The sequence below is a fragment of the Amycolatopsis sp. SID8362 genome (assembly GCF_010550475.1).
GTDB lineage: Bacteria > Actinomycetota > Actinomycetes > Mycobacteriales > Pseudonocardiaceae > Amycolatopsis > Amycolatopsis eburnea.
In genome coordinates this window covers 1-15,642 of the sequence record NZ_JAAGNB010001511.1, presented here as the reverse complement: position 1 = coordinate 15,642, position 15,642 = coordinate 1, and the positions used below count along the sequence as shown (strand labels likewise).

Here is a 15,642-nt window from a genome sequence, read left to right as displayed (position 1 = left end):
GACGGGCACAGCGTGCTCGACGCCGTGCCGGCGGACGCGCGGCGCGGCGCGGTCACCGACATGCACGGGGCGCTGCTGCGCGGCGAACCGCCGGTGCACGTCGACTGCGGCATCGGGCTGGTCACCTTCACCGCGCAGCGGCCGTTCCACCCGGAACGCCTGCACGACGCCCTGGACGTGCTGCTCGACGGCGTCGTCCGCACCCGCGGGCGCGCCTGGGTGGCCAGCCAGCCCGACGTCGCGTTCTGGATCGAGTCGGCGGGCGGCGGGCTGGGCATCGGCCACGCCGGGCCGTGGCTCGCGGCGCCGGACGGTCCCGAGTGGACGGACGTCTCCCCCGAACGCCGCACCCTGGCGTCGTTGCGCTGGCACCCGGTGCACGGCGACCGCGCGCAGGAGCTCGTCGTGGTGACGGACCAGACAACGCCCGACGAGATCGACGCGGCCCTGCGCGGCGCTCTACTGACCGAAGCGGAACTCGCGGCAGGACCCGAGGCGTGGGCGCGCTACCCCGACCCGTTCGGCGACTGGCACGAAGAACCGTGCGAGGACACCGAACCCGACCCGGCGCGGCACTCCGCGGCGAACCGAAAGGAAGAACGATGAAGACCGGAATCCACCCCGACTACCACCCCGTGGTGTTCAAGGACTCGTCCACCGGCGACGCGTTCCTGACCCGCTCCACGATCACCTCCGACAAGACGGTCGAGTGGTCCGACGGGAACACCTACCCGCTCGTCGTGGTCGACATCAGCTCGTGGTCACACCCGTTCTGGACCGGCACCCAGCGCATCATGGACAGCGCCGGGCAGGTCGAGAAGTTCCACCGCCGCTACGGGAAGCGGGGTGCGCGCTGATGGCCGTCCCGAAGCGCAAGAAGTCACGCAGCAACACGCGCTCCCGTCGTTCGCAGTGGAAGGCCGCCGTGCCGGACCTGGTGCCGATCAAGGTCGACGGCGAGGTCCAGCTGGTGCCGCGCCGGCTGATGCGGCACTTCCACTCGTGAGCGTTCCGGTCACGGTGCTGTCCGGCTTCCTCGGCGCGGGCAAGACGACGCTGCTCAACCACATCCTCGCCCACCGGGCGGGGCCGCGGGTCGCGGTGATCGTGAACGACATGAGCGAGGTCAACATCGATGCGGCGCTCGTGCGCTCGCAGGAGCGCCTCGTCGAGCTGACCAACGGGTGCATCTGCTGCACCCTGCGGGAGGACCTCCTGGAGGAGGTGGCGGCGCTGTGCGCGGACGACCGCTTCGACCACGTGCTCATCGAGTCCAGCGGGATCTCCGAGCCGATGCCGGTGGCGGCGACGTTCACGTTCCTGGAGTCCGTCGCCCACCTCGACACCATGGTGACGGTGGTGGACGCGGCGAACTTCGCCCGTGAGCTGGCGGCCGGCGACTCCCTGGTGGAGCGGCGGCTGGACCAGTACGCCGGCGATGAGCGGACGGTCAGCGACCTGCTGGTCGACCAGGTCGAGTTCGCCGACGTCCTGCTGCTGAACAAGACCGACCTCGTGCCGCCCGCGGAGCTGGACCAGCTGGTGGCGACGCTGCGGCGGCTCAACCCCGCCGCGGACGTCGTCACCGGCAGCTTCGGGGAAGTCCCGCTGGAGCGTGTCTTCGGCACCGGGCGGTACGACGTCGCGCGGGCCCAGGAGGCGCCCGGCTGGGTGGCCGAGCTGAACGGCGACCACGTGCCGGAGACCGAGGAGTACGGCATCTCCAGCGTGGTGTTCCGCGCGTCACGGGCGTTCGACCCGGCGGCGCTGTGGGACTTCGTGACCCGCCGGTTCGACTCGGGCGAGTTCGGGACCGTGCTGCGGTCCAAGGGGTTCTTCACGCTGGCGTCCCGGCCCGGGGTGACCGGCCTGTGGTCCCAGGCGGGCGCGGTGGCGCGGTTCGAGCCGCAGGGGGTCGCCGAGGCGCCGCGGCAGGAACTGGTGTTCATCGGCGTCGACCTCGCCGGGGAGGCACTCCTGAAGGCGCTGCACGAGTGCCTGGGCGAGGCCACCGGACCGGACCCGTTCCCGGAGTGGGGCCCGGTCCACGTCCACTAGTGGTCGTCGTAGTGGTCTTCGTGGGTCGCGTGGCGGTGCCCGTCGTGGAGGTAGTCGACGTGGTCGCCGTGGGGTACCGCCACGTGGCCGCAGCCTTCGCCGTGCGCGTGCTCGTGGCCCGTGTGCGGGAGGTGGCCGTGGATTTCGCACTCGTCGAAGTGCCCGTCGTGCGCGCGGTGCAGGTGGCCGTCGTGCGCGTAGTCCACGTGGTCGCCGTGCGGGAGCGCCGCGTGGCCGCAGCCTTCGCGGTGGACGTGGTCGTGGCCGGCGTGTTCGACGTGCGGGATCGTCATCGGCTTCTCCTCCCGAGGGGATGTGTCCACTTCGGACGCTAACCCGGGCACCCAGATGAGGCCGGGCGAAAGCTCCCGCCTCACCCGATAGCGGCCACTCCGTCCGAGTTGATCAACCCAGGTTTATCAGTCTAGGTTGACGATCGTGACCGACGAAGATCTCCTCCAGGCGAGCACCGACCTCCGCGTCGCCCTCGGGCGGCTGGTCCGGCGGCTGCGGCAGGGGTACGTCGTCGGCGAGCTGACGCTGCCCGAGCGCTCGGTCCTGTCCCGGCTCGACCGCGAAGGTCCGGCCACCCCGGGCTGCCTCGCCGACCTCGAACGCGTCAAGCCGCAGGCCATGGGCGTCACGCTCGCCGGGCTGGTCGAGCGGGGGCTCGTCGAACGCCGCAAGGACGACTCCGACGGCCGCAAGGTGCTGATGACGGTCACCGAAGCCGGGGTCAAGCTGCTCACCGACCGCCGGTCCGAGACGACGAGGCAGATGGCGGCCGCGCTGGCCGAGCAGTTCACCGAGGCCGAGCGGCGCGAGCTGATCACGGCCATCCCGCTCATCGAGCGGCTGGCCGACCGGCTGTGAGCTACAAGTGGGTCGCGCTGTCGAACACCACGCTCGGCGTGCTGATGTCCGCGCTCGACGGCTCGATCGTCATCATCTCGCTGCCGGCGATCTTCCGCGGCATCGGCCTCGACCCGCTCGCGCCCGGCAACATCGGCTACCTGCTCTGGATGATCCTCGGGTACCTGCTCGTGCAGGCGGTGCTGGTGGTGACGCTCGGGCGGCTCGGCGACATGTTCGGCCGGGTCAAGATGTACAACCTCGGGTTCGTCGTGTTCAGCGCGGCGTCGGTCGCGCTGTCGTTCGACCCGTTCCACGCCGGCGGCGGCGCGCTGTGGCTGATCGGCTGGCGGGTCGTGCAGGCCGTCGGCGGGTCGATGCTGACGGCGAACTCGGCGGCCATCCTCACCGACGCCTTCCCGGCCGAGCAGCGTGGGATGGCGCTCGGCGTCAACCAGATCACCGCGCTCGCCGGGCAGTTCCTCGGGCTCGTCGTCGGCGGGCTGCTCGCCGAAATCGACTGGCGCGCGGTGTTCTGGGTCAGCGTGCCGTTCGGGCTGCTCGGCACGATCTGGTCGATCCGCAGCCTCCGCGAGGTCGGGACGCCGAAGCGCGCGAAGGTCGACTGGGGCGGCAATGTCACCTTCGCGGCCGGGACGGCGTTGCTGCTGGCCGCGATCACCTACGGCATCCAGCCCTACGGCGGCGGGGCGACCGGCTGGGGCAACCCGTGGGTGCTCGGCGGCATCGGCGGCGGTGTGCTGCTGCTCCTGCTGTTCGGCGTCATCGAGACCCGGGTCGCCGCGCCGATGTTCCAGCTTTCGCTGTTCAGGATCCGCGCGTTCGCCGCGGGCAACGTCGCCGCGTTGCTGACTTCCGTCGCCCGTGGTGGCATGCAGTTCATGCTCATCATCTGGCTGCAGGGGATCTGGCTGCCCCTGCACGGCTACGACTACGAGCGCACACCCCTGTGGGCGGGCATCTACCTGCTGCCGCTGACCGTCGGGTTCCTCGTCGCGGGCCCGGTGTCGGGGTACCTGTCCGACCGGTTCGGGGCGCGGCTGTTCTCCACCGGCGGGCTGCTGCTCGTCGCGGCCGCGTTCCTCGGCCTGCTCGCGCTGCCGGTGGACTTCCCCTATCCCCTGTTCGCGGCGCTGCTCGTGGTCAGCGGGATCGGCCAGGGCATGTTCTCCGCGCCGAACACCTCGGCGATCATGAGCAGCGTCCCGACCGAACAACGCGGGGTCGCCTCCGGCATGCGGGCGACGTTCCAGAACTCCGGCACCTCGCTGTCGATCGGCGTGTTCTTCTCCCTGATGATCGCCGGGCTCGCTTCGTCGCTGCCGCAGACGTTGACCAGCGGGCTGCAGGCGCACGGCGTCCCGGCTCCGGTGGCGGACGGCGTCGCGCAGCTGCCGCCGGTGAGCACGCTGTTCGCGGCGTTCCTGGGCAGCAACCCGGTCGGGCACCTGCTCGGCCCGGACGTCCTGGCCGGGCTCGCGCCCGCCGACCGGGCCACGCTCACCGGTGGGGAGTTCTTCCCGCAGCTGGTGTCCGGCCCGTTCCACCACGGCCTGGTGGTCGTGTTCACCGCCGCCGCGGTGATGGCCGTCGTCGCCGCGGTGGCGTCCGCCTCGCGCGGCAAGCGCTACTTCCACACCCCCGAGGGAACGAAGGAGAACCGATGACCGACGAGATCGTCGCCGGGACCGTCACCATCACCGGCCACGGCGGGGACGAGCTCGAGGCGTACCTGGCCAAGCCGACCGACGACACCCCGCGCGGCGGGGTCGTGGTGATCCACCACATGCCCGGCTACGACGCGGCGACGAAGGAGATGGTCCGCCGCTTCGCCGTCGAGGGCTACAACGCGCTGTGCCCCAACCTGTACACGCGTGAAGCCCCGGGCGCGGACCCGGACGACGCGGCGGCGGCGGTCCGCGCGTCCGGCGGCGTCCCGGACGACCGCCTGGTCGGCGACGTCTCCGGCGCGGCGGACTACCTGCGCGCGCTCGAGAACGCGAACGGACGCATCGGCGTGATCGGCCACTGCTCGGGCGGGCGCCAGGCGTTCCTCGCCGGCTGTTCGCTGGACATCGACGCGGCGGTCGACTGCTACGGCGCGTTCGTCGTCAACGACCCGCCGGAGGCCATGAAGCAGATGAAGCCGCTGCTCGGCCTGGCGCCGCAGCTGTCGTGCCCGCTGCTGGGCATCTTCGGCGCCGAAGACCAGTTCCCCGGCCCGGACGAGGTCGCCGTGCTGGCGGCGGAGCTGGAGAAGCTGGGCAAGGAGCACGAGTTCCACACCTACGCGGGCGCCGGCCACTCGTTCTTCTCCGTCGACCGCCCGAGCTACCGCCCCGAAGCCGCGACGGACGGCTGGCAACGCATCCTCGGCTTCTACGCCCGCACCCTCGCCGCCTGAAAGGACTCGCCATGTGCACTTACCTGACCGAGAAGTTCGCCCTCGAAGGCAGCGGCAAGGGCGCCCGCGGCTGGTTCCGGCTGAGCGAAGGGACTGTGTACGTGGACCACCCGGTCCACGCGCCGTACGGCCACACGGTGAACATCGACTTCCGCAACCCCGAGCTGGGCGCTTCGGCCCGGGTCGCCCTGGAACTCACGGAAGAAGACGCGCTCGCTCTGGCGGACGCGATCCACGCGGCGGTCAAGTCCGCTCCGGCGGGTCTGGCTTCGCGGAACCAGTGAGTCAGGGCGTGTAGAGCGCGCCCAGGAACTCCAGCAGGAGGCGCTCCCGCAACGGCGCCGGTGCCGTTGCGAGGAGCGCGTTGATCGGGGCCATCCGGTCCGGCAAGCCCGCAGTGCCGCCGAGACCCGCGGCGGCCAGGAGGCCCGCGAACTGTTCCGACGTCAGGGTTGCCGGGTCCAGGGCCGCCACGAACTCCGCCACAGCCGGGTCTACGACCACCGGCCCGGAAGCGCGGGCCGCGTCGACCGAGGCCGCGAGGTCGGTCAGGAACTCCTTCTCGCTGCCGTGGTTCGCCGCCGTCACCGTCAGGTGGAGGTTCGCCGGGGACGCCAGGTGCGCGAACTGCGGCTGGACGTACCAGCCGCGGGCCTTCATCTCGTCCGCGACTGTGAACAGGTCGAAGCCGTCGTCGCCGGTGAACGCGATCAGCGTCGACACCGGGTCGCCGAGCACCCGCAGCCCGTCGATGTCGCCGATCCCGGCACGGATACGCGACACGGCCGCACGCGTCGACTCGGCCAGCGAGAGGTACCCCTCGGGGCCGAGGTGGCGGACCACCGCCCACGCCGCCGCCAGCGGACCTCCCGAGCGGGTGCTCTGGATCGTCGTGTTCAGCATCGTGTAGCCGGGCCACGCCGCGCTCGCGAAGTAGTGCGAGCGCCGCAGTTCCGCCGACGCGTGCAGCAGCACCGACGTCCCCTTCGGGCAGTACGCGTACTTGTGCAGGTCCACCGAAATGCTCGTGACACCGGGGACGCGGAAGTCGAACGGCGGCACGTCCGCACCCAGCCGCGCGAAGTACGGCAGCACCCAGCCGCCGATGCACGCGTCGACGTGCATCCGGACGCCCCGCTCGAGTGCCGCCGCTGCGATCGGAGCGATCGGGTCGAGGACGCCGTGCGCGTACGACGGCGCGCTCGCCACCACCAGCACCGTCGAATCGTCGATCGCCGCCGCCATCGCGGCCGGGTCCGCGCGGAACGTTTCCGGGTCCACCGGGACGTCGATCCGGCGGAGCCCGAACAGGTGCGCCGCCTTGTGGAAGGCCGCGTGCGCGGTCGTCGGCAGCACGATCGACGGCGAAGTGATCGAAGGGTTGGCATCCCGCGCGGCCAGCACCGCCAGCAGGCACGACTCGGTGCCACCAGACGTCACCGAGCCGACCACGCCCGGCACGTCACCGAGCAACGCGGACGCCTCCGCGACGAGGTCGTTCTCCATGCGCAGCAAGCTCGGGAACGCCGTCGGGTCGAGGCCGTTGGCCGAGGACGCCAGCGCGTGCGCGGCCGCGCCGAGGGAGTCCACTTCGGACAGCCCGCTGTCGTACACGTAGGCCAGGGTGCGGCCACCGTGGGTCGGGAGGTCGCCCGCGCGCAGGTCCCGCAGTGCCGCGAGGACGTCCTCAGGCGGGTTCATGACGCGGCTCCAGGACCTTGCGCCGCAGCAGCGGCAACGCCAGCGCGATCAGCACGCCGGGGATGATCGAGGACCCGACCAGGATCGCCACGATCGCGCTGTCCGGCTGGAAAGCCGTGGCGTCCGTGCTCGACACGTACCCGCCGAACGCCAGGATGAGCGCCCACAGGCCGCCGCCGAAGGCCAGCCCGAGCGTCTCCCCCGCGGTCCACACGCCGGCCGCGATCCCGGCGCGCGTCTCGCCGGTGCGCTCCTCCTCCGCCGTGATCAGGTCGGGCAGGATCGCCAGCGGGAACACCGAAATCCCCGCGTACCCGACCCCGCACAGCGCCACGAACACGAACGACACGAACAGCGGGATCGACTGCGCGAACACCAGGCCCAGCAGGCCGATCGCGAAGGCCGCGGTGGCCAGGCGGAAGCCGTTGAGCTTGCCGACGCGGTCGCCCAGGCGCGGCCACAGCGGCATGGTGACCAGCGCCGGGCCGACGAAGATGACGAACAGGATCGTGCCGTAGCCCTCGCTGCCGAGGATGCGCTGGGCGAAGAACGGGATGGCGGCGAGCACCGTGCCGATGCCGAGCGCCTGGATGAAGTACGTGCCGAGCAGCCAGCGGAACGGCCGCCAGCCGGCCAGCGTCCGCACCAGCTCCTTGAGGCTCACCGTGTTGGGCCGCAGCGACCCGACCGGCGCGTCCTTGAGGCCGAAGTACACCAGCAGCGTCGCGGCCAGCACGATCAGCCCGATCACGACGGCCATCACCCGGTAGCCGGTGACCCCGCCGATGCCGGTGCTGATCGCGGGGGCGCCGCCGCCGCAGATCAGGATCGTCACGGCCAGCACGCCGATCCGGACGCTGGTGAGCTTCGTGCGCTCGGTCGCGTCTTCGGTCAGCTCGGCGGGCAGCGCGTTGAACGGCACCTGGAACAGCGCGTACGCCGTGGCGCACGCGGCGAAGGCGATCGCCACGTACAGCGCGTCCGGCAGCGGGTTCCCGAACCCGGGGTGGGCGAACATCGCGGCGAACAGGATCGCCACGCCGATGCCGCCGATCAGCAGGAACCGCCGCCGGCTGCCGGTCTTGATCAGGTCGGCGTCGGAGAGCCGGCCCGCGATCGGGTTGAACAGCACGTCCCAGGCCTTGGGCACGAACACGATCGCGGCGGCCCAGCCCGCGGGCACGGCCATCGTGTCGGTCAGGTACTTGACCAGGACCAGGCCCGGGACCGTGCCGAAGGACCCGGTGACGAACGAGCCGAGCGAATAGCGGAACCTCGTCCGGCCGGACAGCGTCGCCATGGTCCTCCTCGCAGAGCGGATCCCGATGCTGCGATCAGTAGTGGATCTCGGCCCGCACCGGGTAGTGGTCGGAGGGAATCGTGCCACCGTCGTAATGCACCAGCCGTACCGGGCCGACCTCGGCGCGTCGCACCGAGCCGACGTAGTCCAGCGAATCGCGGTAGGTCGCCGGGACGGACTTCGCCGCGGCCGGGTTGGTCGCCGCGTCGAAGGTGTACTCCCCCGCTCCGGCGGTGCCCAGCGTGCCGCCGAGCGCCGCTTCGCCCTGCTCGGCCTGGGTGCGCCCGGCGGCGTCGCGGCGGCCCTGCCCGGCCCAGTACTCGATGTTGAGGTCGCCGGCGATGGCCACGGCGTCCCCGGCCGGGACGCGGGCCACGGTCAGGTCGCGGAGTTCGCCCAGCTGCGCCATCCGGACCTCGTGCGCCTTGGGCAGCGTCTCAGGTCCTTCGTCGGCCTGCAGGTGCGTGCCCGCGAGCCAGAGCGCCTTGCCGTGCGCGGAGATCCGGACCAGCGCGGCACCCTTGTTCGCCAGGTAGTCCGCGGTGCCGGAGTAGGAGTTCCGGTAGACGAGCTGGTGTTTCTCGGTGATCGGGTACTTGCTGAGCACGGTGACGCCGCCGTTGACGACGAACGGCGAGGTCGAGCAGTTCCCGTTCACGCTCGCCCAGCCCGCCGAGGTCGAGCAGTACTGGCCGACCAGCGGGGTCTGGAACGGGTAGGCGTCGGCGAGGCGGTCGCGCAGGTCCTCGGCCTGCGCGCTGAACGCCTCTTCGAGCACGACGACGTCGGTGTCCTGGCCGCGGATGACGTGCTCGGCCGCCTGTGCCCGGGCTTCCTTGTCGGAGGTGTTGGGGTTGGCGATCCAGGGTAGCTGCCAGAGGTTGAAGCTGAGCACGCTGACCGAGGCGTCCGCGGCTTGGGCGGGAGCGGCGGTGAACGCGGCGATGACGACGGCGGCGAGAATGGCGGTCCGGCGCACGCGGGGTCCTTTCAGGAGACGACGAAGGCGCGGGAGGTCCCGCTGAGCTGGGCGATGGCGCCGGTGAGGCCGTGCTTCCAGGCCCCGAAGTGGACCACGCGGTACTTGCCGACCGGGGTGTTCGCGGGGATGTCCCAGGTGACTTCGGCGCGGGACTCGCTCACGAACGTCCGCGTCCAGCGGAACTTCGTGGCCCAGTCGCCGTCGTCGGCGTACCGGACCCAGCGCCCGTCGGCGTACCGCTGGATCTCCAGGAACGTCCCGTCGCGGCGGAGGTCGTTCTTCGGGTGGCCGGTCACGAACGCGACCGACACCTGCTCGCCACGGCGGTAACTGCTCTTCGCGTCGGTGACGACGTCGCCGAAGCTCTTGAGCGGCGGAGCGCTGTCGAAGACGACGCCGGGCTGGAAGTTGACGAGCTTTCCGCGCAGGTCGCGCGGCACCGGGCCGTGCGGCACCGCCGAGCCCGCTTTCATCGCGGCAGCGAGCTTCCCGAACTCCTGCTGGTACGCCGGGAGCGTGTAGCGGCCGAACAGCGTGGACGCGCCTTCGTACTGCTGCGAGTCGTACTCCTCCGGCGTCGTCACGTACTGGCTGTAGGCGTTCGAATAGCCCTGCATCAGGACGTTCTCGAGCGGCACGCCGAGCGCGGCGGCGACGGTCTTCCGGATCCGCAGCCCGGCGACGATCGTGTATTCGGCGGGCCCGGCGACCAGGTGCAGCTGCCCGATCCGGACGAGCTGCAGCGGCAGCACCTCCGGCGCCCACGGGTACGGCTTCATCGCGCCGAACGGCACCGCGACGACCTTCGGCGCCTGCGCGTCGGCCAGCGCCCGCGGGATCGGTGCGTCGATGCCGCCGAGCCAGTCGATGAACGGGTTCTTGACGCCCTCGGGCAGCGGCAGGCCCGGGCCGTCCTCGGTGCTGCCGGCCAGCATGGAGACGCCGATCGCGGCGGTGCAGGTGCGGTGCGGGCGGCCGTCCGGGGTGAACGCCGGATCGACATCGACGGCTGACATGTCCACGTAGGTGAGCCGGTGGTCGACGCCGCCGGTGATCGGCTCGGTCGCCGCGTCGAACGCGCGTTTCGCCGCCTGGAACTGGAGTTCGCCGATCCGGCGGGTGTTCTCGAACTCCGTCTCGGGCGTCCCGGGCTGCAGGTTCAGGTTCGGCGTCATGTCGCCGGAGTTGGTCTGGGCGAACGCGGCGACGAACCCGGGCGGGCCGTCGAGGTAGCGGACGCCGGCGTGGTCGTGCTCCCACGCGTAGGCGGCGTAGCCCTTGTTGTCGCTGCTGATCAGGTGGTTGCTGTTGCTCATCGACGTGCCGTGGGTGGCGAACCAGGTGATCGCGCCGACGTCCCGGCCGCCCTGGCGGAAGCGCAGCACGGTGACCGCGGGGTCGATCGAGAGCGGGAAGTGGTCCTTGTCGGGGTTGCGTTCGAAGGCGACCCGCGAGCGGTTGGCGCTGGCCTCGGTCAGCTCGGTGCGGCCGAGGGTCAGCTCGCCGGGCTTGAGGTCGTCGTGGGCCCGGCCGATCGCGTCGACGATACCCGTGACGACGGCGTCGTAGGTCTGCTGCTGGAAGCCGAGGATCGAGAGGTCGTAGGCCGCGTAGTGCGAGTCGCCACCGCAGGCCGAGTGGGTGTGGGTGGCGTTGAGCAGGACGTTCTGCTCGGCGTAGCGGTCGCCGTGCTTCTTCGCGAGTTCACGCAGGACGCCCTGGTGGACCGACTGGAAGAGCGCGCCCAGCTCGGCGGTGACGAAGACGATCCGGCGCGTGCCGTCGTCGACGATGAAGGCGCGGGCCCGGGTCCGCAGGTGGATGCCGGCGGTCTGCTGCTGCGGCATGGAGTAGCCCATCATGCCGTTCTCGGCGGCGGGCCCGGTGACGTCGCCGATCCCGACGCCGACCCGCAGCACTGGCGCGGCCGACGCCGGTCTCGCGACAGCGGCGGCGAACGGGAGCGCGGCAGCTCCGGCCAGGACGTGACGACGGCTCACCCGCATGCGGTCTCCCGACTAACGTGAACGACTTTCGCGTTAGTCGGGGACCGTACGGGAGGCCGGAGGCCCGGGCAACCCGACAAAAGTGCCGACAGCTGCCGGCACAGGCACCCGCGAGCGGCGTTTCCCGCGACGCAGGCTCCGCCCGGACTCAGGTGCGGCGAGTTCGGCAAAGTCGGGCAGCACGGCCGATCCGCCCATCCGCGACGACATGAAAGAGTCATTCACCTCGCCAGACGACATGAATGACCCATTCACAACATCCCCGCGACGCCAGGCAGACCACGCGGCCGGCCTGCGGCCGGTCACCCGCTCGCCGGCGCGCGACTTTGCTGGGACCCTGACCTCCGAAGACCTGAATGGGTTATTCAAGACGCCACCGTCAGGGCGGGCGAAAGCTCTGGGTCAGCCCAGCGCGTCGGCGATCTTCGCCAGCGTCGCCGCGTCGCCGCGCAGCAGCAGCTGGGTCACCACCGTCTCCTCCCACGCCTGCAGCTCGTCCCGGATCTTCGCCGGCGGCCCGATCAGCGATGTGTCCTCCACCAGCGACGTCGGGATGGCGGCCGTCGCCTCGTCCTTTCGCCCGGCCAGGTACAGCTCCTGCACCTTGTCCGCCACGTCCTCGTACCCGAGCCGCGCGAAGACGTCGTGGTGGAAGTTGACGGTCTTCGCGCCCATCCCGCCGATGTACAGCGCCAGCGACGGCTTGATCCACGACGCCGCCTCTTCGACGTCGTCGTGGACGATCACCGGGATCGAGCACGGCACCTCGAACGTCTCCAGCGTGTGCCGCGCCCCTTCGCGCGCGAAGCCCTCCTCCAGCGCCGCCTTGTAGAAGGCGTTGCTCTTGGGCGAAAAGAACAGCGGGAGCCAGCCGTCGCCGATTTCCGCGGCCAGCGCGACGTTCTTCGGGCCCTCCGCGGCCAGGTGGATCGGGATCTCCTTGCGCAGCGGGTGCACCGTCGGCTTCAGCGCCTTGCCGAGACCGGTGCCACCCTTCAGCGGCAGCTGGAAGTGGGCGCCGTCCAGGGTCACCGGGGCCTCGCGGGCGATCACCTGCCGGACGATGTCCACGTACTCCCGCGTCCGCGCCAGCGGCTTCGGGTACGGCTGGCCGTACCAGCCCTCGACGACCTGCGGGCCGGACGCGCCCAGCCCGAGCACCATGCGGCCGCCGGAGAGGTGGTCGAGGGTCATCGCGCTCATCGCCGTGGCCGTCGGGGTGCGCGCGGACATCTGGACGATGTTCGTGCCGAGGCGGATCCGCCTAGTGGACGCGCCGTACCAGGCCAGCGGCGTGAACGCGTCCGAGCCGTACGCCTCCGCCGTCCACACCGAGTCGAAGCCGAGCTCCTCGGCCTTCAGCACGGCCTCCAGCGCGCCCGGGGTCGGGCCGCTGCCCCAGTACCCGACGTGGAATCCCAGCTTCACGAATGCCTCCTAGACGTTCGGCGCGTAGTGCTCGGGCTTGCCCCGCTCGGACAGCGGGGGCAGGTTCCTCCGTGGAGTCTCGACCACCGGCGCGCCCGCAGCCACCTCGCCGCGCACGCGGCGCCAGCCGGCGCGGGCCCGGGGGTGGTAGCGGCGGTCGTGCGGGACGAGCTTGAACACGGCGTTGATCAGCTTCCCGGCCCGCCGGTGCCGCCGCGCGTCGCGCTCGGACCAGCGCAGGCCGAGCCGGTCGCGGATCTCGCGGTCGTACAGCCCGGTCGTCAGCCACACGAAGTTCTTGGCGATCAGCGCGCTCAGCGGCCGCCAGAGCGCGTCCGGGAGCCAGGGCAGGAACGGCGGCTTCGCGATCCCACGCAGGTCGAGGACGTCCCGCGTGGCCTTGTTGTCCTCCAGGACCTCGGCGCACATGTGCTTCCAGTAGCGCTGGAAGTCCTCCCAGCTCTCCGGCACCGGCCGCATGGACATGTCGTACATCCGCCACCACGTGACGTGCTCGTCGAACAGCCGCCGCTTCTCCGCCTCGCCGATGCCGCCCATGAAGTGGTCGGCGATGAGGATCGTGCTGACGAAGAACGTCGAGTGCGCCCAGTAGTAGGTGTCGGGGTCGAGCGCGTGGTAGCGCCGGCCCTGGGCGTCGACGCCCTTGATGCGGTCGTGGTAGCCGCGCACCTGCAACGCCGTCGCGTGCGCTCGCGGGCCGTCGTAGACGACGCCGCCGATCGGGTAGAGCGAGCGGAAGAGCCGCTGCCAGCGCTCCTCGAAGAACCGCGAATGCTGCTCGACACCGGCGCCGAGGCCGGGGTGCATGTTCTGCATCGAGCCGGCCCACAGCGCGATGAGCAGGCCGCGCCAGTCGCCGAAGTACTTCCACGTGAGCGAGTCGGGGCCCAGCGGTTCGGGGGCGTCCATCGGCGGCTCTCCTCGTCGAGTCCAACTGACTACGGTTGTTGTCAGGCTAGGATCTGACAACACGCGTAGTCAACAGAGGAGTGATCATGCCGGGCCGCACGTGGGCGGGCACGACCCTGGACGACCGGAAGGCGCTGCGGCGCGAGCAGCTCGTGGCCGCGGGCCTCGAGCTGCTGGGCACCGAGGGCTCGGCCGGGACGAGCGTCCGCGCGGTGTGCCGGCACGCGAAGCTGACCGAGCGGTACTTCTACGAAAGCTTCGCCGACCGCGAGGAGCTGGTAGCGGCCGTGTACGAGCACGTCGGCGAGCAGGCCCGGCAGGCGCTCGTCACCGCGGTGCGGGACGCGCCGAGCCCGGTCCAGCGGGCCGAGGACGCCGTGCGCGCGTTCGTCGAGCTGATCGTCGACGACCCGCGCCAGGGCCGGGTCCTGCTGCTCGCGCCGCTGACCGACCCCGCGCTCACCCGCCGGGGGCTGCACCTGCTGCCGGTCTTCGCCGCGCTCGTCGGGGAGCAGCTGTCCCACGGCGACGAGACCGAACGCCAGATGGTCGCCATCGGGCTGGTCGGCGCGCTGAGCAACGTCTTCATCGCCTACCTCGACGGCTCGCTGAAGGTCTCGCGCGAGCGGCTCGTGGCCCACTGCGTGAAACTCGTGCTCGGCGCCGACGACCACTGACCTCACCTCCGACCTCGTGACACTCGCGCGGGTGATCGGGCACACTCAACCCATGCGTACCGCTGGGCGGAACGACGGTGCGAGCGGCGACGGCCTCGTCGCGGCCCGGCTCGCCGCGCTACTGGAAGCCTTCCGGCCGGGTGACGAGACGCTCGGCGTCTCCGAGCTGGCCCGCCGGACCGGGCTCGCGAAGACGACCGTGCACCGGCTCGTCGGGCACCTCACCGGCACCGGCCTGCTCGAGCGCGAAGACGGCGCCGTGCGGCTCGGGCTGCGGCTGTTCGAAATCGGCCAGCTGGCCTCACCCCGCCGCGGACTGGTCGAGGCGGCCCGGCCCTACCTCGCCGACCTGCGCGAGGCGACGCGCAACACCGTCCACCTCGCGATCCTCGAAGGCACCGAAGTCGTCTACCTCGACGTCCTGCGCGGCCCGGACGCGCCGACGCTGCCGTCGCGCATCGGCGGCCGGTTCCCCGCACACGCCACCGGAGTCGGCAAGGCGATCCTCGCGTTCTCGCCGGAATCCGTGGTGAACCAGGTGATCGACGCCGGATTGCCCCGGATGAGCCCGAAGACGATCACCGCGCCCGGCCTGCTCCGCCGTCAGCTCACGCGGGTCCGCGAGGACGGGATCGCCTTGGAGCGCGAGGAATCCGGCGTCGGCGTCGTGTGCGCGGCCAGCCCGCTGCTCGACGCGCGCGGCGTCGCGGTCGCCGCCGTCTCGATTTCCGGGTGGGCCAACCGGATGCGGACCGAACGGGTCGCGCCCGCCGTCCGGACGGTCGCGCTCGCGTTGACCCGGACACTCTCCGGATCCACTCGGGACAGTCGGAAATAGGCCTGCGGGACAAGGCTTTCGCGGGCGGCTACGATCCGTGCAATGGCCCAGCACAGCCGGGAGACGACCGGCCCGGCCCGCTCCTCCGCCGCGCACCGGTTGCTGTCGCTTGACATCGTGCTGGCGCTCCTGGCACTGGCCGGCGGCCTTCGGGTGCTGTACCTCGCCGCGCCCGAACCGGTCCTGCCCGCCGAGGCCGCGAACGTCGCCCACGCCTACGCGCTCGGGCACCTGACCCCGTTCGCCGACGCGGGCGGTGCCGGGTTCAGCCCGTTCGGCTGGTGGCAGCTCTCGGCGTACACGATGGTCACCGACGCCTTCGGGCGCTCGGCGACGGCGCTGGCGGCGGTCCGCGAAGCCGTGCTCGTCGCCGCGGTACTCGGCGCGCTGCTGCTGTGGTTCCTGGCCCGCCGCCTCGGCTTGACGCGGTGGGCGGCGGCGGCCG

17 protein-coding genes and 1 pseudogene are annotated in these 15,642 nt (G+C 71.5%); 11 read left to right on the top strand and 7 right to left on the bottom strand.

Annotated features, from left to right (window positions below; genetic code table 11):
• From G3I65_RS46250 to G3I65_RS46235, 4 genes are all read left to right on the top strand, one after another.
• Positions 1-606, top strand: a 606-nt coding sequence (locus G3I65_RS46250) for a GTP-binding protein (RefSeq protein WP_160701729.1), incomplete at its 5' end; no start/stop codon positions are given.
• Positions 603-857: a type B 50S ribosomal protein L31 gene (locus G3I65_RS46245; RefSeq protein WP_160701728.1), complete on the top strand. Its 255-nt coding sequence runs from the start codon at positions 603-605 to the stop codon at positions 855-857. The genes G3I65_RS46250 and G3I65_RS46245, both read left to right, overlap by 4 nt.
• The gene (rpmF, locus tag G3I65_RS46240) at positions 857-1,006 is read left to right on the top strand and encodes a 50S ribosomal protein L32 (protein WP_155549868.1); all 150 of its coding nucleotides are present in this window, start codon (positions 857-859) and stop codon (positions 1,004-1,006) included. Before G3I65_RS46245 ends, rpmF begins: the two co-directional genes overlap by 1 nt.
• The gene (locus tag G3I65_RS46235; protein ID WP_160701727.1) at positions 1,003-2,058 is read left to right on the top strand and encodes a GTP-binding protein; all 1,056 of its coding nucleotides are present in this window, start codon (positions 1,003-1,005) and stop codon (positions 2,056-2,058) included. Before rpmF ends, G3I65_RS46235 begins: the two co-directional genes overlap by 4 nt.
• On the opposite strand, the gene G3I65_RS46230 is transcribed toward G3I65_RS46235, so the two are convergent.
• Positions 2,055-2,351 (bottom strand): hypothetical protein, encoded by a 297-nt coding sequence (locus tag G3I65_RS46230; RefSeq protein ID WP_160701726.1) that lies wholly within the window; start codon positions 2,349-2,351, stop codon positions 2,055-2,057. The genes G3I65_RS46235 and G3I65_RS46230 overlap by 4 nt on opposite strands.
• Before the next feature lie 145 nt (positions 2,352-2,496).
• Between G3I65_RS46230 and G3I65_RS46225 the strand changes: the two genes are divergently transcribed.
• Genes G3I65_RS46225 through G3I65_RS46210 form a run of 4 tightly spaced genes read left to right on the top strand, consistent with a single transcriptional unit; the run spans position 2,497 to position 5,619 of the window.
• Positions 2,497-2,931, top strand: a complete 435-nt coding sequence (locus G3I65_RS46225; RefSeq protein WP_163046871.1) for a MarR family winged helix-turn-helix transcriptional regulator — start codon at positions 2,497-2,499, stop codon at positions 2,929-2,931.
• Entirely contained in the window at positions 2,928-4,598 is a 1,671-nt protein-coding gene (locus G3I65_RS46220; RefSeq protein WP_160701724.1) for an MFS transporter, read from the top strand. The genes G3I65_RS46225 and G3I65_RS46220 overlap by 4 nt, the downstream gene beginning before the upstream one ends.
• Positions 4,595-5,335 carry a dienelactone hydrolase family protein gene (locus G3I65_RS46215; protein ID WP_160701723.1) on the top strand — a complete coding sequence of 247 codons (741 nt, stop codon included), beginning with the start codon at positions 4,595-4,597 and terminating at the stop codon, positions 5,333-5,335. Before G3I65_RS46220 ends, G3I65_RS46215 begins: the two co-directional genes overlap by 4 nt.
• Before the next feature lie 11 nt (positions 5,336-5,346).
• On the top strand, positions 5,347-5,619 hold the full coding sequence (locus tag G3I65_RS46210; protein WP_086860049.1) for a DUF6295 family protein: 273 nt from the start codon (positions 5,347-5,349) through the stop codon (positions 5,617-5,619).
• A 1-nt stretch (position 5,620) separates the two neighbouring features.
• On the opposite strand, the gene G3I65_RS46205 is transcribed toward G3I65_RS46210, so the two are convergent.
• The 6 genes from G3I65_RS46205 to G3I65_RS46180 all read right to left on the bottom strand — a co-directional run bounded on the left by G3I65_RS46205 (position 5,621) and on the right by G3I65_RS46180 (position 13,682).
• Positions 5,621-7,036: an aminotransferase class V-fold PLP-dependent enzyme gene (locus G3I65_RS46205; RefSeq protein ID WP_160701722.1), complete on the bottom strand. Its 1,416-nt coding sequence runs from the start codon at positions 7,034-7,036 to the stop codon at positions 5,621-5,623.
• A complete protein-coding gene (locus G3I65_RS46200; protein WP_160701721.1) occupies positions 7,023-8,336 on the bottom strand; it encodes an MFS transporter in 1,314 nt (437 codons plus the stop codon). Before G3I65_RS46200 ends, G3I65_RS46205 begins: the two co-directional genes overlap by 14 nt.
• 34 nt (positions 8,337-8,370) lie before the next feature.
• The gene (locus G3I65_RS46195; protein WP_160701720.1) at positions 8,371-9,315 is read right to left on the bottom strand and encodes a sphingomyelin phosphodiesterase; all 945 of its coding nucleotides are present in this window, start codon (positions 9,313-9,315) and stop codon (positions 8,371-8,373) included.
• Between the two features lie 11 nt (positions 9,316-9,326).
• On the bottom strand, positions 9,327-11,324 hold the full coding sequence (locus tag G3I65_RS46190) for a neutral/alkaline ceramidase (RefSeq protein WP_160701719.1): 1,998 nt from the start codon (positions 11,322-11,324) through the stop codon (positions 9,327-9,329).
• Between the two features lie 402 nt (positions 11,325-11,726).
• On the bottom strand, positions 11,727-12,752 hold the full coding sequence (locus G3I65_RS46185; RefSeq protein WP_160701718.1) for an LLM class F420-dependent oxidoreductase: 1,026 nt from the start codon (positions 12,750-12,752) through the stop codon (positions 11,727-11,729).
• Positions 12,753-12,761: 9 nt separating this feature from the next.
• Positions 12,762-13,682 (bottom strand): oxygenase MpaB family protein, encoded by a 921-nt coding sequence (locus G3I65_RS46180; RefSeq protein ID WP_160701717.1) that lies wholly within the window; start codon positions 13,680-13,682, stop codon positions 12,762-12,764.
• A gap of 86 nt (positions 13,683-13,768) precedes the next feature.
• Between G3I65_RS46180 and G3I65_RS46175 the strand changes: the two genes are divergently transcribed.
• From G3I65_RS46175 to G3I65_RS46165, 3 genes and pseudogenes are all read left to right on the top strand, one after another.
• Positions 13,769-14,359 (top strand): TetR/AcrR family transcriptional regulator, encoded by a 591-nt coding sequence (locus G3I65_RS46175; RefSeq protein ID WP_125316271.1) that lies wholly within the window; start codon positions 13,769-13,771, stop codon positions 14,357-14,359.
• A 52-nt stretch (positions 14,360-14,411) separates the two neighbouring features.
• Complete coding sequence (locus G3I65_RS46170) at positions 14,412-15,197, top strand: IclR family transcriptional regulator (protein ID WP_160701716.1); 786 nt, start codon at positions 14,412-14,414, stop codon at positions 15,195-15,197.
• Between the two features lie 42 nt (positions 15,198-15,239).
• A pseudogene (locus G3I65_RS46165) lies at positions 15,240-15,642 on the top strand (glycosyl transferase); the annotation flags it as partial.

Coding starts and splice junctions, on each gene's coding strand:
- G3I65_RS46210 (WP_086860049.1), top strand. CDS start 5,347: ATGTGCACTTACCTGACCGAGAAGTTCGCCCTCGAAGGCAGCGGCAAG.
- G3I65_RS46170 (WP_160701716.1), top strand. CDS start 14,412: ATGCGTACCGCTGGGCGGAACGACGGTGCGAGCGGCGACGGCCTCGTC.
- G3I65_RS46180 (WP_160701717.1), bottom strand. CDS start 13,682: ATGGACGCCCCCGAACCGCTGGGCCCCGACTCGCTCACGTGGAAGTAC.
- G3I65_RS46190 (WP_160701719.1), bottom strand. CDS start 11,324: ATGCGGGTGAGCCGTCGTCACGTCCTGGCCGGAGCTGCCGCGCTCCCG.
- G3I65_RS46230 (WP_160701726.1), bottom strand. CDS start 2,351: ATGACGATCCCGCACGTCGAACACGCCGGCCACGACCACGTCCACCGC.
- G3I65_RS46215 (WP_160701723.1), top strand. CDS start 4,595: ATGACCGACGAGATCGTCGCCGGGACCGTCACCATCACCGGCCACGGC.
- G3I65_RS46200 (WP_160701721.1), bottom strand. CDS start 8,336: ATGGCGACGCTGTCCGGCCGGACGAGGTTCCGCTATTCGCTCGGCTCG.
- rpmF (WP_155549868.1), top strand. CDS start 857: ATGGCCGTCCCGAAGCGCAAGAAGTCACGCAGCAACACGCGCTCCCGT.
- G3I65_RS46205 (WP_160701722.1), bottom strand. CDS start 7,036: ATGAACCCGCCTGAGGACGTCCTCGCGGCACTGCGGGACCTGCGCGCG.
- G3I65_RS46245 (WP_160701728.1), top strand. CDS start 603: ATGAAGACCGGAATCCACCCCGACTACCACCCCGTGGTGTTCAAGGAC.
- G3I65_RS46175 (WP_125316271.1), top strand. CDS start 13,769: ATGCCGGGCCGCACGTGGGCGGGCACGACCCTGGACGACCGGAAGGCG.